At 60.6% G+C, this 15,117-nt stretch carries 13 protein-coding genes and 1 pseudogene; all 14 read right to left on the bottom strand.

Going from position 1 to position 15,117, the window contains the following annotated elements; all coding sequences use genetic code 11:
* Window positions 1-492: 492 nt before the first annotated feature.
* Window positions 493-1,464, bottom strand: coding sequence for an amino acid ABC transporter permease (locus FJ978_RS10775; RefSeq protein ID WP_023766282.1), 972 nt, complete (start codon window positions 1,462-1,464; stop codon window positions 493-495).
* A 19-nt stretch (window positions 1,465-1,483) separates the two neighbouring features.
* Window positions 1,484-2,764, bottom strand: a complete 1,281-nt coding sequence (locus FJ978_RS10770) for an FAD-binding oxidoreductase (protein ID WP_023766283.1) — start codon at window positions 2,762-2,764, stop codon at window positions 1,484-1,486.
* Between the two features lie 143 nt (window positions 2,765-2,907).
* Window positions 2,908-3,735, bottom strand: a complete 828-nt coding sequence (locus FJ978_RS10765; protein ID WP_031257819.1) for a transporter substrate-binding domain-containing protein — start codon at window positions 3,733-3,735, stop codon at window positions 2,908-2,910.
* A 320-nt stretch (window positions 3,736-4,055) separates the two neighbouring features.
* Window positions 4,056-5,354: an FAD-dependent oxidoreductase gene (locus FJ978_RS10760; RefSeq protein ID WP_246678104.1), complete on the bottom strand. Its 1,299-nt coding sequence runs from the start codon at window positions 5,352-5,354 to the stop codon at window positions 4,056-4,058.
* A 122-nt stretch (window positions 5,355-5,476) separates the two neighbouring features.
* Complete coding sequence (locus FJ978_RS10755) at window positions 5,477-6,334, bottom strand: PfkB family carbohydrate kinase (RefSeq protein WP_023766286.1); 858 nt, start codon at window positions 6,332-6,334, stop codon at window positions 5,477-5,479.
* Window positions 6,331-7,185, bottom strand: a complete 855-nt coding sequence (locus FJ978_RS10750; RefSeq protein ID WP_140572111.1) for a sugar phosphate isomerase/epimerase family protein — start codon at window positions 7,183-7,185, stop codon at window positions 6,331-6,333. Before FJ978_RS10750 ends, FJ978_RS10755 begins: the two co-directional genes overlap by 4 nt.
* A gap of 21 nt (window positions 7,186-7,206) precedes the next feature.
* Window positions 7,207-8,067 carry a carbohydrate ABC transporter permease gene (locus FJ978_RS10745; protein WP_140572110.1) on the bottom strand — a complete coding sequence of 287 codons (861 nt, stop codon included), beginning with the start codon at window positions 8,065-8,067 and terminating at the stop codon, window positions 7,207-7,209.
* On the bottom strand, window positions 8,064-9,026 hold the full coding sequence (locus FJ978_RS10740; RefSeq protein ID WP_140572109.1) for a sugar ABC transporter permease: 963 nt from the start codon (window positions 9,024-9,026) through the stop codon (window positions 8,064-8,066). Before FJ978_RS10740 ends, FJ978_RS10745 begins: the two co-directional genes overlap by 4 nt.
* A gap of 7 nt (window positions 9,027-9,033) precedes the next feature.
* A complete protein-coding gene (locus FJ978_RS10735) occupies window positions 9,034-10,356 on the bottom strand; it encodes an extracellular solute-binding protein (protein WP_140572108.1) in 1,323 nt (440 codons plus the stop codon).
* Window positions 10,357-10,384: 28 nt separating this feature from the next.
* The gene (locus tag FJ978_RS10730) at window positions 10,385-11,398 is read right to left on the bottom strand and encodes an SIS domain-containing protein (RefSeq protein ID WP_023766291.1); all 1,014 of its coding nucleotides are present in this window, start codon (window positions 11,396-11,398) and stop codon (window positions 10,385-10,387) included.
* Window positions 11,399-11,585: 187 nt separating this feature from the next.
* Window positions 11,586-12,602 (bottom strand): LacI family DNA-binding transcriptional regulator, encoded by a 1,017-nt coding sequence (locus tag FJ978_RS10725; RefSeq protein ID WP_023766292.1) that lies wholly within the window; start codon window positions 12,600-12,602, stop codon window positions 11,586-11,588.
* Window positions 12,603-12,740: 138 nt separating this feature from the next.
* Window positions 12,741-12,976: pseudogene (locus FJ978_RS33140) on the bottom strand (hypothetical protein); the annotation flags it as partial.
* Between the two features lie 496 nt (window positions 12,977-13,472).
* Window positions 13,473-14,159 carry a class I SAM-dependent methyltransferase gene (locus tag FJ978_RS10720; RefSeq protein ID WP_013894090.1) on the bottom strand — a complete coding sequence of 229 codons (687 nt, stop codon included), beginning with the start codon at window positions 14,157-14,159 and terminating at the stop codon, window positions 13,473-13,475.
* 161 nt (window positions 14,160-14,320) lie between these two features.
* The gene (locus FJ978_RS10715; protein ID WP_041164130.1) at window positions 14,321-14,797 is read right to left on the bottom strand and encodes a hypothetical protein; all 477 of its coding nucleotides are present in this window, start codon (window positions 14,795-14,797) and stop codon (window positions 14,321-14,323) included.
* Between the last annotated feature and the right edge of the window lie 320 nt (window positions 14,798-15,117).

Raw genomic sequence — 15,117 nt, 5'->3', positions numbered from 1 at the left:
GACAAGATGTTAACTCTCGTGCGCAACCGTGGCCTTTCCCGGATACGCCTGTTTTTGCCCCAGCGCTGCGGTGGAACCTGCCTGGCCTATTCCGATGGTGGTGCCGAACTATGCGGCACCCGCCTCGCCCCGGCGAAATCAATTGGACTCAGGCGCAAAGCGGCGCCCCTGACAGCTTCGATGGCAGAAAAACGCAACCCGGCCGTGCGTACGACGAAGCCGAGAACAACTGCGGCTACAGTTAAGGCGCCGATGCAGAAGACGCGCGGGCGCCTCCCGACGCTTGGCCTGCTGCGTCTGACAGCATCGTCGGATCTGAACATGCCGGCGCCCCGCCTTGCGGCGGGCTTCGTGCTATGTCGGATCATTTGCGGCGCGTGATAGATAAGCTAGACTAGAAGTCCCGCTCGATGTCGGTCTCGACCACGCTCGCAGGATTAGAGCGGGGAAGCTGGGTGATGGAATGCAGTCGCAGTTCACCGAAGACCACGATCAGCGCTTGAGTGAGCGCCCGAACCGGTCCTCGATCCGCGACTGCACGAACTCAAGTCCCATCGAGAGCAGCCAATAGATCATCGAGGCGGTGATGAGCATCTCGATGTGCCGAAACTCGGTCTGGCCCTGTGTGCGTGCGAGATACATGATCTCCCAGACCCCGACCACCGAAACCAGCGAAGAATCCTTCAACATCGCAATGAACTGGTTGCCGGTCGGCGGCACGATGACGCGCATCGCCTGCGGCAGGATGACCAGGAACATCGTCTGGTTAGCGCTAAGGCCGAGTGCCGTAGCACCCTCGGTCTGGCCGCGTGAGATGCTTTCGATGCCGGCACGGAAGATTTCGGTCATGTACGCGCCGTAGCAGAGCGACAGCGCCATGATACCGGCCGGCACGGCGCCGATGACGTAGCCAATCTGCGGCAGGCCGAGATAGATGATGTAGATTTGCATCAGCAGCGGCAAGCCACGAAATAGAGAGGTATAGAAGGTCGCCAAGCCATAGACCACGCCGTTGCGGGACAGTTTGGCGATCGCGCCGACGAAGGCGATGAGGGTGGCGATGGCGATCGAAATGGCCGAAATGTAGAGCGTCGTCACTACGCCCTTCGAGACGAGGAAGCCGATCTTTTTGGCGATGAACGCGAACGACAGGTCGAAGGAATAGAAAAACAGCATTAACAGCACGAACAGTTCTATCCACACAGCCACGATCTGCTGTTTGCGGCTGAGATACCGCAGCGCGTTCCAGTTCGCCGCCAGGATCGATGCGATCAGCACTGCCGAGACCCCCCGCCCGATCTCAGGGTTGGCGGCCAGCCACTCGACTGCCCCCGGAACAAGCTTGCCGAGCCAACTGGCTTTGATGCCGAGTCCGTACAGGCCGGCGGCGATGGCGGCGAGCACGAAGAACACGCCAACGCGGCGCGCCGCGTCCGGGTGGTTGAGCAACAGTCGGCCGATCACGTCATCGATCTCCCTGTGGTCAGCGGGCGCGCTCGCGCCACCAATCCTGCGCCTGCAGCTTCCAGTAGGTAAGTTGCGCGACCGCAAGTCCGGCCGGGCCGCCCGCCCAGGCAAGCCCAAATGGTGCGAAGAGCCGGTAGCGGGGCGATTCTCCCAGTATGGCTTCGGCGATCAGCTTGCCGGCAATCGCCGTGGTATTGATGCCATGGCCACCAAAAGCCGTGAGGTACCAGACGCCCGGCTGCAACGCGCCGATTTGGGGCATCAGGTGACGGGCATAAGACATGAGCCCGGACCAGGCGAGTTCGGTCTTGAGCTTTTCGAGCTGCGGATAGGTGGTCACCATCTCGCGGCGCAATTGCCTCGCCAACACGCCCGGTGAGGCTGCCCGCGTGGTGATGCGCCCGCCCCAGAGCAGGCGTCTGCCGTCTTCGACAATGCGGTAATAATCGCCAGCGCGACGGTTGTCGCCAACGGCGTCGGTTGTCGTAATCGCCTCGGCGATCATGTCAGGCGCTTCCTCGCTCACCATGACGTAAGTGGCGATCGGCAGGAATGCCCGTTTCAGGCGGCCGACCAGTGGCCCCGTATAGCCGCCGGTGGCAAATACAGCCTGGCGCGCGCGCACGTTGCCACTGCTGGTGCGCACGATCTTTTCCGCGCCGCCAAGATTGGCTTCAATAGCCCCCGATCTTTCGTGAATCCTGCCACCCAGCCGTTCGATCTCGACCGCGACAGCGCGCAGATAGTTGAGCGGATGCATGTGGAAGGCGCTGGGGTCGCGCAAGCCTTGATGGTAGCGCTCGGAATGCAGCACCGCTCGCACCTGTTCGCGCTCGAGATAGTCGAGCCGATAGTTGAAATCCCGCGCCATTTGATCGGCATATCCCTTGAGCGCGGCGCCACCATCGTGGCGAAGCACGCTCAATATACCGGAGCGCGGCTCTGCCGCCTTGATGTCGAGATCACGGATCGTCTGCCGCACGAAATCGACACCTTCGATGGACAGGCGGTGCAGTTTTTGTGCCGCGTCCACGCCAGCCATCGCGGCGATGCTGTCGAGGCCGGTGGCGAAGCCGGGATTGACGAAGCCGCCATTGCGACCGGAAGCGCCGAAGCCGATGCCCTCCGCCTCAAGCACGACAACCTGCTGGCCGGCGCGAGCCAGTTGCAACGCCGTCGTCAGGCCCGCCAGTCCGCCGCCGACAACGACTGTTTCGCACTCGGAAACGCCGCTCAGCGGCGGTCTGATGATGTTGTCGGCAAGCGTGCGTCGGTAATAGGTGTCAGGATATGTCATGATCGGATAATAGGGTGGGGGTGCGAGAGCATTTTGCAGCCAGGCGGAGCCGCCCGGTGTCGTTCAAAATGCGGCTAAAAACTAACGGATGGAGCGGGATGTTCAATTTAGATGCATCCCGCTCACGCTTCGTCCAACCCTACTCAGTCGGCGCTGTAATCCTTGCCGTACCACTTGGTGGTCAGCTTCGTGAGGGTGCCGTCCGTCTTCATCTCGTTGAGAATGCCGCCGATCTTGGTATTCCACTCGGCATCACCTTTTTCCGCGATCACCACCAGTGGCTCACGGAAGGCATAGCCGCCCTCCAGGATACGCAGCGGGTAGCCGTTCTTTATCGCGTTCTGAGCTGTCTGTTCTGGTGCGATGACAGCGTTGAGGCGCACGCCGTCGCCGAGCCTCAAATCATCGAACGGCAGCATTGAATCGGCGAAAGTCCTGATCTCACCGGGCTCCAGTTTGTATTCGATGGGCGGCAGGCCGGGAGCATCGATCTCGAGCTGTCTGCGGATGAAATCCTCCGACGTGGTGGCGGTCTCGACGCCGATGATCTTGCCGTTCAGGTCGGCGACCGATTTGGCCGGGCTGTCCTTGTGAACGACATACACGTAAGGGCTGTAATAATAGACGCCTTCGAAATCGATCACCTTGGCCCGCGCTTTGGTCGGCGTCACTGAGCCGACACCCAGATCGTAGCGCCCTTGCCAATGGCCGCCTGTCATCGTCGCCCAGTCCGGCGTGTCGAAACTGACCTCGACACCGAGGCGTCTTGCGATCTCCTTTGAGACATCAATGTCGAAGCCGACCATCTGATTGCTGTCGTCGAGGAAACTCTGCGGCGGCCAGCCGCTGTTTGTGGCGACCACCATCGCCTTTTTCGAGGTAACCCGGTCCATGGTTTCACCCGCCGACGCCGCAGACGCGAACGCAAGCGTGGTGGTGGCCAACGCCAGCCACGCGATCAATTTCCTCACTTAAACCTCCCTGTTCATCCTCATTCACACAATGCTCCCCAAAGCGCCCTCCCCGTGAGAAAGAGCTAACTTGAGAGCGCCACATGAGATCGATCTCATATCAAATTAGGCACACATATCGGCGGGGGGATCAAGCCCTTTTTTTGCGATTGGAAAGAAACCCAGGCCAGCTTCTTTTTTGCCGGCGCGCCGCGCTAACGATCGGAGCTACAGCGACGCATCGGCGGCATTGTCGTGAAGTTTTCGCGACTTGCATCAAGCGCAGGTCGGCCATCGTGTCCCCATCGGCAGCGTCATGGACAAGACGCTTTGGCCGCCGCCTATTTCTTCCGGCGGCCCGGCTTCAGCCCAGCCAGCAGATTGGTGATCCGGTCCGCCTTGCGGTTGTCGATCTCGGCTTCGTTCTTGCGGCGCACCGCGCCGCGGACGAGCTTGGCGCCGAGGTAGCGGAATGGCTCGGGCGGCAGCGACATGCGTCGCTCGATGCCAACCAGTCCACTGGCGCTCCACCGATCCCTTCGCTCCAGAACCAGACTGGCCAGGATTCGCCCGCCAATCGGCGTCTGCGCGATGCCGGTTCCGTTGAAGCCCATACCGTAGAAGATGTTGGGATATCCGCGCAGATGATCGAACACCGGAACCTGTTCGGGCACACAGTCGATTGGACCTGACCAGTCATACTCGACCGCCACACCACTCAGCGACGGATAGACCCGGTGCAGCTCTTGCACATTATCGCGGCCGTGCTGCGGGCTGCGATTGAAGCTGGCGCCGAAATTCCCCCTGAAGGCAACGGTACCGCTGCCGCGACCGAAGACCACCCTGCCCGGGCTGGTGCGTTGATAATACAGTACCTGCGCCTGCGCATCGCAGATCGATGCGCCGTCGCGCCAGCCAATGCTGTCGAGCAGTTCGGGCACGGCCGCGGTGGCGATGACCTCGCTGCCGACGACGTAGAGATGACGTCGCAGTTCCGGCAAAGCGGAGAGCCATGCATTGGCGGCAAGCACGACCTTCTCCGCCTGCACCGTGCCCTGCGCCGTACGCGCCCTGCATATCCTGGCGGGTTCAATGTCGAGGACGGGGCTGCGCTCGTGAATGATCACGCCGCGTGCCAACGCCAGGTCTCGCAATCCGATTGCCAGCTTTGCCGGATGCACCGTGCCGGCATTGGTCTCCACGACGCCGACATAGGAGGCACACGAACCGGTCCTGCGTTCGATCTCCTCGGCCATCATCGGCTTGAAACGGTTTTCTCCGACCGCCGCCGTCATGGCGACGGCCTTGTCCCAGGCGCCTTCCTGGGCAATTGAGCTCGCCGTCCACAACCATCCATCCAGCCGCAGATCCATGTCGATCGTACCGTCTCGTTGCAGAGTTTTCAGTTCCGCGATCGATGCCACCGTGGCAGCGCAGAGCTGCCGCGCCTCTTCCAGGCCGACGACGGCGCTGATCTGATCGAGTTCAGCGAACCATGAGTGGACCTGGCCACCATTGCGCCCCGAAGCCCCAGATCCGCAAAGGTCGGCTTCAAGCACGACGACCCGCGTTTCCGGCGCAAGCTCACGGATACGCAGCGCCGTCCACAAACCGGTATAACCGCCGCCGACGATCAGCACATCGGCGCGCTCATTGCCCTGTAACGGCTCGGTGACCGCGTCGGCGCCGATGTCCTGCAGCCAGAACGAGCGGTCGGAAGGGAGCGCTACCGCCGGCTGGCGCAAACGAAGTGTCGTCACGGTCAGGCTCCGAAGGCGTTGGTGATGAATCCGGCGTATTTGGCTGGCAGCCAGTCCGGTATGGGACGCGGCTTCTGCGGAAACCCGCCGAGATGCGTGCAGGTCCGCGCCGCCGCCAGCGCAGCGGTGTGCAGCGCTTCGGCTGGCCGCATACCTTCGAACCGGAACGAGGTCAGGAATGTCGCGATGAAACTGTCGCCGGCGCCGCATGTGTCAACCACGTCGACGAGCGTGGCCGGCGCATGCACGACACCCTGGCCGTCGTCGAAATAGGAGCCGCGCCGCCCGCAGGTCACGACAACCTGCCTTGCACCAGCGGCCCTGAGCGCGGTGAGCAACGGCTCGACCGGTCGATCGACCTCATCTGGACCGGAGGCGAAGAGCAGCGGCACTCCCTCGAGCGGCAGCGCCAGGTGCGCCGTCGAGACGTCGATGCTGAACGGGACATCATCCGCGACCAATCGGCGAAGGAGGTCCTTGTTGGCGTTGGTGCCGAGATGCACCCAATCAGCGGCGGCGACAACCGCGTAGCGCTCCGGCGTCGGCATATAGTTTTCACCAACTCCGAAGGATTCGTGGAGAAACTTCCGGTCGCCGGATTCGTCGCGAAGCAAGGTGACGGCCGTGTCGCCGGGTCGCCGTTCGACATCGTCCGGCGACAGGCCAACGCCGGCAAGCCCGGAAAGCACCGCCTCGCCTTCTGGATCCTCGCCGACGGCGCCGAAATACCGTGCCGCCCAGCCATTGTGCCGCCATTGCACCGCCACGTTGAGCGCGTTGCCGCCGACCGTGAGCAGGCCGTTGGTGAGGTAGGCGTCCAGACAATTGTCGCCGACAGCGACCAGCTTCGGCGCAGTCATGCCGGCACCGTTGCGCGATTGAGATAAGGCTCGATAGCGCTGAGGCAGCGGGTCCAGGCACTTATTGGATCCAGTGAGTAGGCGCCGTTGCCAAAGGGCTCGAAGGTGAGCTTTCCCGCATAGCCGAGGCGCGCCAGTTCGCTGACATAGTCGCCGAGCGGCAACGTGCCGTCGCCCCACACCAGATGCCCGCCCGGTGTGCCGTCTACAAGATGGACGTGCGCCAGCCGTGGGCCGAACAGGTCGACATACCCGGCCACGGTGTCCCCGGCGGTGGCCATTGCCACGCAATCCAGCACGATGTCGATGTTGTCCGCGCCCAACGCGTCCAGCATTCGGCGCAGACTTGCCGCATCGTGGACGAGGTTGCTCTCGAAGCGCTGCAAGGGCTCGAGCAGGCAGCGCACACCGACGTGGTCGGCATATCCAGCGATCTCGCCAAGCGCCTCCGCCGAGCGGTCCCAAGCCGGTTTCGCGGCTTCGTCCTCATAGCCTCGGCCGGGCGTCAGGAACAGATAGCGCGCGCCCAGCGCCGCGCAGATCTCGGCGGCGTGGCAGAACCGCTTGATGCTGTCACGGCGCAGATCCGGGTCGCCTGAGGCGATGTTGATCGGATACAGCACCTGCTCAGGAGTGAAGCACCAGGCAGACAGGCCGTTATCGGCTAGCATCCGGCGGACAGAATCGATGCGCGCGTCGGTGGCGTGGAAGAGGTCGAGGTGCTGGGCAATGCCCCATAATTCGATCTCTTTCATGCCGAAGTCGCGGATCAGCTTGATGACCCGATCGAACGGAAAGTGCTGGAAGCTGAAATTGGCTCCGATCCGCTGATGGAATGCAAGCTGCGGCATGAAGGGTCCTTTCGGGAATGGCTACTTGCCGATGCCTTCGGACAGCCCACGAATGAAGTAGCGCTGCGCGGCAAAGAACACGATTACGATGGGCAGGGCCGAGATCGTCATGGCGGCGAACACCACGGCATAGTTAGTCCCGTGCGTTGCCATGATCGACGTGAGGCCGACGGGCAGCGTCTGCACGTCGCTGCCGCTCGTGAAGATCATGGCGAACAGATATTCGTTCCAGGCGAACAGGACATGCAGGATGACGCACGAGATGATGATCGGGCGGCACAATGGCAGGGTGATGCGCCAGAAGATCTGGCCCTCGCTGGCGCCGTCCATCGTCGCCGCCTCGTCGAGATCGCTGGGTAGATCCAGCATGTAGGCGCGGATGAGGAAGGTTGTGAACGGCACCCGGAACGCGGTGTATAGAATGATCAGCGCCCAGTAGGTGTTGTAGAGCCCGAGCGCCTGCAACATCTTTACCAGCGGAATGATCGCCACTGTGGGGCTGAGCATCAGCCCGCCCAGCACGATGGCAATAACCAGCGGCTTTGCCGGCATCCTCGTCCGGGTCAGGCCGAAGGCGGTCCACGCGCTGATCAGCACAGTGCATATGGCCGAAACGACGGTCACCAGCACGGAGACTGTCACATAACCACGTACGCCCTGGTTCCACGCCTGCACATAATTGTTCCACGACCAATGGGCAGGCAGGGCGAAGGGATCGCCGAAGATCTGCGCATTGTCCTTGACGCCGCTAAGCGCCATCCAGATCAGCGGATAGATGACGACGACGCCGAGACAGACGAGGAATGAATAGAGCGATGTCCTGGCAATGACCGACCATAGATTGACATGCCGGGCCCGCCCGACTGCGACCGTCGCACTCATAGCTGCACCCTGCGACGCTTCGTGTACCAGAGCTGTGCCGCGCCGGTGAGCATGGTCAGAACGAAAATGACGGCCGCAATCGCCGCGCCGTAGCCGAAATTGTCCTCGATGAACGCCTTCTGGTAGAGCCATGTGCCCAGCACCTGGCTGCTGTTGCTGGGCCCGCCGGCGGTCATCACCATGACCTCGTTGAAGACCTGGAAAGCGCCGGTGATGGTGACGATGATCATCAGCCCGGTCATTTCCCGGGTCAGTGGAAAGGTGATGCTCCACAAGCGGCGAAGCGGGCCGGCGCCATCAATTGTGGCTGCGTCGTAGAGGTCGCGCGGGATTTTTTGAATGGCGATGGCAAACAGCAGCGTCGAGTAGCCGAAGCCCTGCCATTGACTCATGGCAATGATGGCGTAGATGGCGGTGTGCTCGTTGCCGAGCCAGGGCATGACGAACTGGCTGAGACCGGCGCGGCTCAGAACCGCATCCAGCAGACCGATCTGCGGCTGGTAGATGAAATAGAACAGCAGGCCGGTCACGGTGATCGATATGGCCGAAGGCACGAAGTACACGGCGCGCCACAGACGGCGCCAGCGTTCGCTCCTCAGATCCTCGATGATCGCCGCCAGCAGGAACGCGCCGAAGACCTGGAACACCACGGAGATGATGGCGTAGAGGCAGTTGTTCCAGAGCGCGAGCAGAACGACCGGGTCGTGCAGAAGCCGGTCGTAATTGGCGAGGCCGACATTGGTCACTTCACCGGTATAGATATCCTGATCAGTGGTGCTGACGATAAAGTTGTCAACGATCGGATAATAGACGAACCAGCCGATGAGGATCAGTGCCGCTGCCGCCCATCGAAACGACAACAGGTTGCCGAAGCGCACCCGCAGGCTTCTTGGCCTCTGCGCTCTGGCAGCGCCGTGAACCACGGCGCCGCTCTCTATTGTGTCCGATGTCCTGGCCATGGTCCGCTTATCTGGCTGCGGACGCGGCCTTGCGCACCTCGCCCATCACTTGCTCGGGCGTCATCGAACCGCCCGCCAGTGCCTGCAGGCTGGACAGCCAGACGGCGGCGACGCGCGGCGGATTGGCCGTGTCCAGCCAGGGCATGAGGTACGAGGCCGCGTTGATGTCCTTGAGACCGGCGACCACAGCCGCGCTCATATTCTTTTCCGAGGCGCCGCCGATGGTCGCGCTCGGCTGGCCATAAGGCGGCGCCGACAGGACCTGCGCGTTTTCCTTCGAGGTAACGAACTTCATGAAATCGATCGCCAGCGGGATGTTTTTCGACGCCGCATTGATCATGTAGCCCTCCGGCGCGCCCTCGATCGACTTGAGGTCACCCTTGGCGCCAGCCGGTACGGGCAGTCTGAAAAAGCCGAAATCCGCAGGCTTGAGCGCCGAATCCGACGTGGCGGCCTGATCGAACTCGATGATCTCTTGATAGTACATGGCCGACTGCGCGTTGGTGAACGCCTGGAGAGCCGAGGCATAGGATGTGCCGTTGACGCCAGCGCCGTCAGTGCAACGCTCGACAAGCTGACTGAACTGCTTAAGCGCCGCGACATAGCCCGGATCGGTGTATTCAGCGGTGGTCGGATCGAAGTCGCGTTCCAGCGTTGCCTGCGGCACATTGTAGGCGAGCAGCTGGCCCGCAAAGTGGATCGCTGGCCAGGCCTCCTTGTTACCGAACGAAATCGGTGTCGCGCCGGACTTGCGGATGGCGTCGCAACTGGTCAGCAATTCCTCGAAACTGGCCGGCGCCTTGAGGCCGAGCTTGCCGAATAGCTGCTTGTTGTAACCCATGAACTTGGCGTCCTGATAAAGCGGGATGCCATAGAACTTGCCATTGTATTGGAACGCTTTGACGGCCGCGGGAGAAAGCGTCTTGCCCCACTCGGTATCGGGACCGATGACGGCGCTCAGGTCGACGGCGCGATTGCCCCGCACGAAATTGCCGCCCCAACTGCCAGTCCAGGAGAAATAGACATCTGGTAGCGAGTTCGAAGCGACCAGGGTCTTGGTCTTGCCCTTCACGCTGTCGTCGCTCTCCTGGATGAGTTCGACCTTCACGCCCGGATGGAGCTTTTCGTATTGCTGCGCCAGGTTGACGAAGTAAGGCGACAGTTGCTGCAGCCCGAACTTGGTCAGCACCGAGAGTGTGCCGGTGTACTCCACCTTGGCGCTGGGATCGGCCGCGACCGCAGCCGAAGCGGCGGAACTGCCGCTGATCGAAAAACCGAATGATGATACCGCGGCCACTGTAACCGTCACGACTTGCAGCGAACGTTTCATAAGCAGCTCCTTCAAAGGTGAGAGGGGATCAGTATTCAACGCGTTTGTAGTAGCGACGGGTGGTCAGCGGGTGATTGCGCAGCACTTCGAGATGCGCGCTCAGTCGCTCGAGCAGGGTGGCGAGCAGTACCGGCGAGATCATGCCGCGCACCTCTTGGGAGATGCCCGGCAGCTGGACCGAGGCAGCATCCAGCGTACGGACGCGGTCCGTGTAGCGCCTGGCGAAATTCTCGACCCGGTCGGCTAGTGGGCGAAGGCGATCCTCGCCCTTGAACACGAAGACGCTGACGCCCGGCTCGACCAGTTCGAGCGTGCCGTGGAAAAAGTCGGCGGCATGCACTGGGCGGGTCCGGATCCACTGCATCTCTTCAAGGATGCACATGCCGTAATAGTTGGCTTCCGGCCACACCGAGCCGGCGCCGGTAAAGATGTGGTAGGTCTCGTCCTTGATTGTCGCGGCCAGTTCGGCGGCTTTGTCCTCGAAGGCGGCCTTCGCATTGGCAAGAAGGCCGGGAAGAAGCTGAAGTTCCGCGACAGCAGCGTCGAAACTGTCATATTCGTCGCGCTCGGCCAGCAGTGCCAGGACGATCAGCAGCGTCTGCAGGTAGAATGATTCCGATGAGGTGTCGTCTTCGGCGAAGTTCGTGAAATTGTGGTCTGCTTCCTGTGCGATCGGGGTGTCCGAATGGCCGGTGAGCGAGATCGTGCGCACGCCGCGCTTTTTCAGGAAAGCCATGAGTTCGACGCCCTCTTTGGTCGTGCCTGACAGCGAGGGAATGACAACCGCGGCCTTTTTATCGAGGCCGGCCGGCGGATCGAGCACGACCTGTGCCGGATATTCGGCGCTCACCGGGAACGTGGAGTAGCGTTTCGCCAGTTCGATCGCAGGCAGAGTGAGAAGCTGCACACCGCCGGTGCCCATGAAAAACAGCCTCTCGACGCCGTCCGCAAGCAGCGCGCGCATGAGCGTGCGCGCCTCGCCAGCAATGGAAACGGCCCCGCTCTGTATCCTTACGAAGCGTTCCCTATCGAAATTCAACATGTCGTTCTTCCTTGTACTTGCATTCGGCGGAATCCTACCGGGCCGCCAAAATCGAGGCGCCGTCCAGCCAGCCTTTGATTAACCGTTAGGTTGTGAGATCGATCTCACATCCAAATAATGGCCATGCTTTTTTGGGGTTGGCAAGCCCCCCTGCGAGCAAATGTCTGAAACGGAAGTTCTGTGCCGGTCAGCGCAGGTGTGCGACCGAGCCACGAATGACGAGGCGCGTCGGGAACCGGGTGTGACGCGGCGCAACTTTCTTTCCGGCGAGCCGTTCGAGCAGCAGCTTGGCCGCGAGCGGTCCGATCTCGGAGATGGGCTGGGCTACGACGGTGATCTGCGGATCGGTGAAAGTCGCGAGATTGAAGTCGTCGAAGCCGACCAGTGACACGTCGTTGGGGATTGCGAGCCCCAGTGAGCGCAGGCCGAGAAGGGCGCCTTGGGTCATCATGCTGTCCACCGTGAAAAGCGCTGTAGGACGGTTGCGTCGGCTGAACAGGCGGATGGTGGCTTCGACGGCATGTTCGACCGTGGAGCGCGACACGCTGATCAGCGATTCATCCAGCGCGATGCCATGCGACTGCAGTGAGTTCCGGTATCCGGCAAGACGCTCCTGCGCGGTGAAGATACGGGATTCGTCGCGCAACAGCCCGATCCGTTTGTGACCGTTGGCGACTAGGTAATCCACGGCCTCGCCCGCGCCGCCCTCGTTGTCGACGCCGACGCTGTCGCAGTGCACCTCTTTGACGACGCGGTCGATCAGCACGACCGGTGCGCCGTCACGCACCAGGCGCACGATGTGCTCGCTGTCGGTCGCTGAGGTTGGCGCCAGGATGAAGCCGCGAATGCTCAGTGAGCGCAGACTCTCCAGCAACTCCTTTTCCTGTTCGATATTCTCTTCGCTGCTTGCGATCAGCAGGTTGTGGCGGTGCTTGCGCAATTCTACCTCGATGTCGTGAGCGATGCGCGCGAAGAACGGATTCTGGATGTCGCCGGGCACGAAGCCGACGATCGGCAACTGACCGCTGCGGAGGGCCTGCGCTACGAGATTGGCCCGATAACCCAGTCTTTCAGCCGCCTCCAGCACCCGAAGTGCGGTCTCGTCGCCGACATAACCGTAGCTGTTGAGCGCCCGCGCGGCCGTAGCGCGCGATACATTGGCCGCGGCAGCAACGTCCCTCAAGGTGATCCCCTTCTGCGTCACGGCTACTTGTCCTCCTGCGAACCTGACATTGCTCGGGCGTGTTCCGGCTCGGCGTTGCATTTACCGTTGTGCGGCATATCGGCGAATTCTCAAACTGCCAACACAGCTTGCGCACCCTCTTTCCCCAAAGCGCCTGTGTCATCGATTTTGGAAGACCGAATTTTCGAACTCTGGCCGATCGGCAAATGCCAGGACATCAGCCACAGGCACATGGGGCTTCTGCGGCCCGTTGCCAGTTCGCTGCAGTCCGACGGTCAACACCCTTCGGCCAGGCCGAAATTCCGGTGCACGGCTTCGGCGTCGAAACCCGATGATCGGCATCGAACCCAGGGCAGCGAGCGAGCCGCATAGATGATCACCGCGGAGCCTTGCGTCTCCAGTGTCATAAACAACTCCGGTTATAGGAAGCGCGACAATTTGTTGCCCGCCGGCGACCATCCTGAACGGACCGGCAGCTTTCAGGAAAGATGGCAGCCCGCCTGAACGAGAGTGATGAGGCGCATTGCTGCTATTGGGGAGAAGATAAATGCGGTCAGCGAATGGCTGGATCAGCTTCTTGAATCAATTCGGGCGACCCGCTTCGTAACCCTTTGACCAATAACGATTATCTTACTCTCTGAGGGTCAGCGTTTCCCACACATAATCAATACGTTAGCGGATGGTTCGCCAAGCCGTTTCCTTCGTATTCTCTCGTATGGTCTGGCGAACCTAAGGACGATGAGCGCGACTAATTAGAGGCTTTGAGGCTTAGAAAGGCCGGATATTAGTTCGGCCTTTTCGTTTATCGCGCAGCACCCGGGCAGCATCCGGCGTCATCTATGACACCGCAGATGGACCCGACGGTAATCCTGGCGCCACAGTGATCATCCACTATCTAGCCACTTTGACGGAGCGTTTGCGTTGCCGCAGCCTCCCCAAAATGAATGAGTTGATGGCAGAGCGGACATCAAACCTTCCGTCAGCAACTTTCTGCGCTGCGATTTGGTGCCCGACATGGAGAACTTTAATTTCGTTGCGTCTGGAAGCCACGAAAACATTGATGGCTTCTTCCGGCCTTGTTTCGATCGGCTGTTTCCGTTCCCAAGCGTAATCGTCCCAAATAATTGTCCCCCCATTCTTGAGTAGAGGCCACGCCAGAAGGGAATCGACGTGAACCGCGTCCCGCTCGTGGGCGCCGTCGATATAGATCAGGTCGTAGGATCTTTTTTGGTCCTGCAGGTCGATCAATGCCTTGCTGGAAATCGACTTCAACTTTGTGACGCGCCCGGCATAAGAGGCCGTGTTGGCATCGAAGCGCTGTTCAACTTGGGTAAATCCGCCAGCCGAAGTTACGTATTCGTTCTGCCCTCCAACGAACGGATCGATGCACGTAATCCGCGACAGATGGCAGTACTCAAGGAAAAAGATCGCGGAACGTCCTTCCCAAGATCCGATTTCCAAGATGTTGAGAGGTCGATCCCGCATACTTGCAAGGCAAGCGCTCCAGACACGGAAATTATTAGACGTCCAATCGGAAGAAAATTCTTTCCCTTCGTACCACTTAGCAAAATCGACCACTGCTAACTCCTCTATTCGCGGCGATCTAGCGCGGCTCCCCACGTCGATGCAACCCCGCTGTAAGCGCTGAAGCAGTCTACTGTGACGCCCCTGACGCGGTGGCGCTCGTTACTGCTTTAAACCTCGATCCCGCCTGTGATCCTGGAAAATGAGCCCGCGATCTAACGCGCTGAAGCGACCAAACTCGCTGGTTCAATCGTAAATGAGGACAGGTGTTCCGCCCAAAGTTTGCGGTTCCCGGCCCAGGTGCTCCCCCCAATCGGGTAATCTCCTTCGGGTCCGTCCAGAACTAAGTAGGCCTTGTGTGAGCAGCGCTTTGCGATTTCGTCTGAAAGCTGCCCTGCGATCGCCTCCGACATCGGAACGCCGACGACAAACAGCGTTGACAGTGGATTATCGAGCGCTTCTGTCGTCGCCGCGCACCAGTGGTAATGGAGGAGCCGCGCCTTAGAATAAAGTGCATTCAGTTGTTCCGGTGAGAGGTCAGCGGGAAATTCGTGCTGATGTTCCGTCTGAAAGCGCTCGTTCCAAACGACCCCCTTGCGCAATACTAGATCGCTCCGTTCGAACATGCCCCGGAAGTCCCGCCGCAGATATTCCAGCACCGTTTCAAAAGGTGTGAGCTGCCAATCGAACACATGTCTCCGAGATATACGTTCGCCAAAATGATTCTGGATCTGTCGTTTCGGCCTACAATTGGGGCCTAAACAGACAATCTGCTCAAATGTGGCCCTCGGCCTACCACTGGCGATCATAAACGTCCTGAAACAGTACGAGCCAACCGGTGTGCTGGCGCCTTAGCCCTTCACCCTACTGAAAATCTCAATCTGAACAACCTCCTCCCAAGAAGGTGGAAAGGATTTCGCATGGCTGATTCTCGTGAAAAGCGCAGACTAGCGCGTCCGTTGATCCCGCCTGTTTGGAAAATCCGCGTCTACCGCAATGTAATATGTTCCAC

Origin of the sequence: Mesorhizobium sp. B1-1-7, from assembly GCF_006442705.1 — a bacterium.
GTDB lineage: Bacteria > Pseudomonadota > Alphaproteobacteria > Rhizobiales > Rhizobiaceae > Mesorhizobium > Mesorhizobium opportunistum.
Note: the sequence above shows the minus strand (reverse complement) of the source record. Positions and strands in the feature narration are given on the sequence as shown.

Excerpts from the sequence above, each read along its gene's own strand:
- FJ978_RS10730 (WP_023766291.1), bottom strand. The coding sequence starts at position 11,398 with ATGTTGAATTTCGATAGGGAACGCTTCGTAAGGATACAGAGCGGGGCC.
- FJ978_RS10755 (WP_023766286.1), bottom strand. The coding sequence starts at position 6,334 with ATGACTGCGCCGAAGCTGGTCGCTGTCGGCGACAATTGTCTGGACGCC.
- FJ978_RS10740 (WP_140572109.1), bottom strand. The coding sequence starts at position 9,026 with ATGGCCAGGACATCGGACACAATAGAGAGCGGCGCCGTGGTTCACGGC.
- FJ978_RS10735 (WP_140572108.1), bottom strand. The coding sequence starts at position 10,356 with ATGAAACGTTCGCTGCAAGTCGTGACGGTTACAGTGGCCGCGGTATCA.
- FJ978_RS10745 (WP_140572110.1), bottom strand. The coding sequence starts at position 8,067 with ATGAGTGCGACGGTCGCAGTCGGGCGGGCCCGGCATGTCAATCTATGG.
- FJ978_RS10750 (WP_140572111.1), bottom strand. The coding sequence starts at position 7,185 with ATGCCGCAGCTTGCATTCCATCAGCGGATCGGAGCCAATTTCAGCTTC.
- FJ978_RS10770 (WP_023766283.1), bottom strand. The coding sequence starts at position 2,764 with ATGACATATCCTGACACCTATTACCGACGCACGCTTGCCGACAACATC.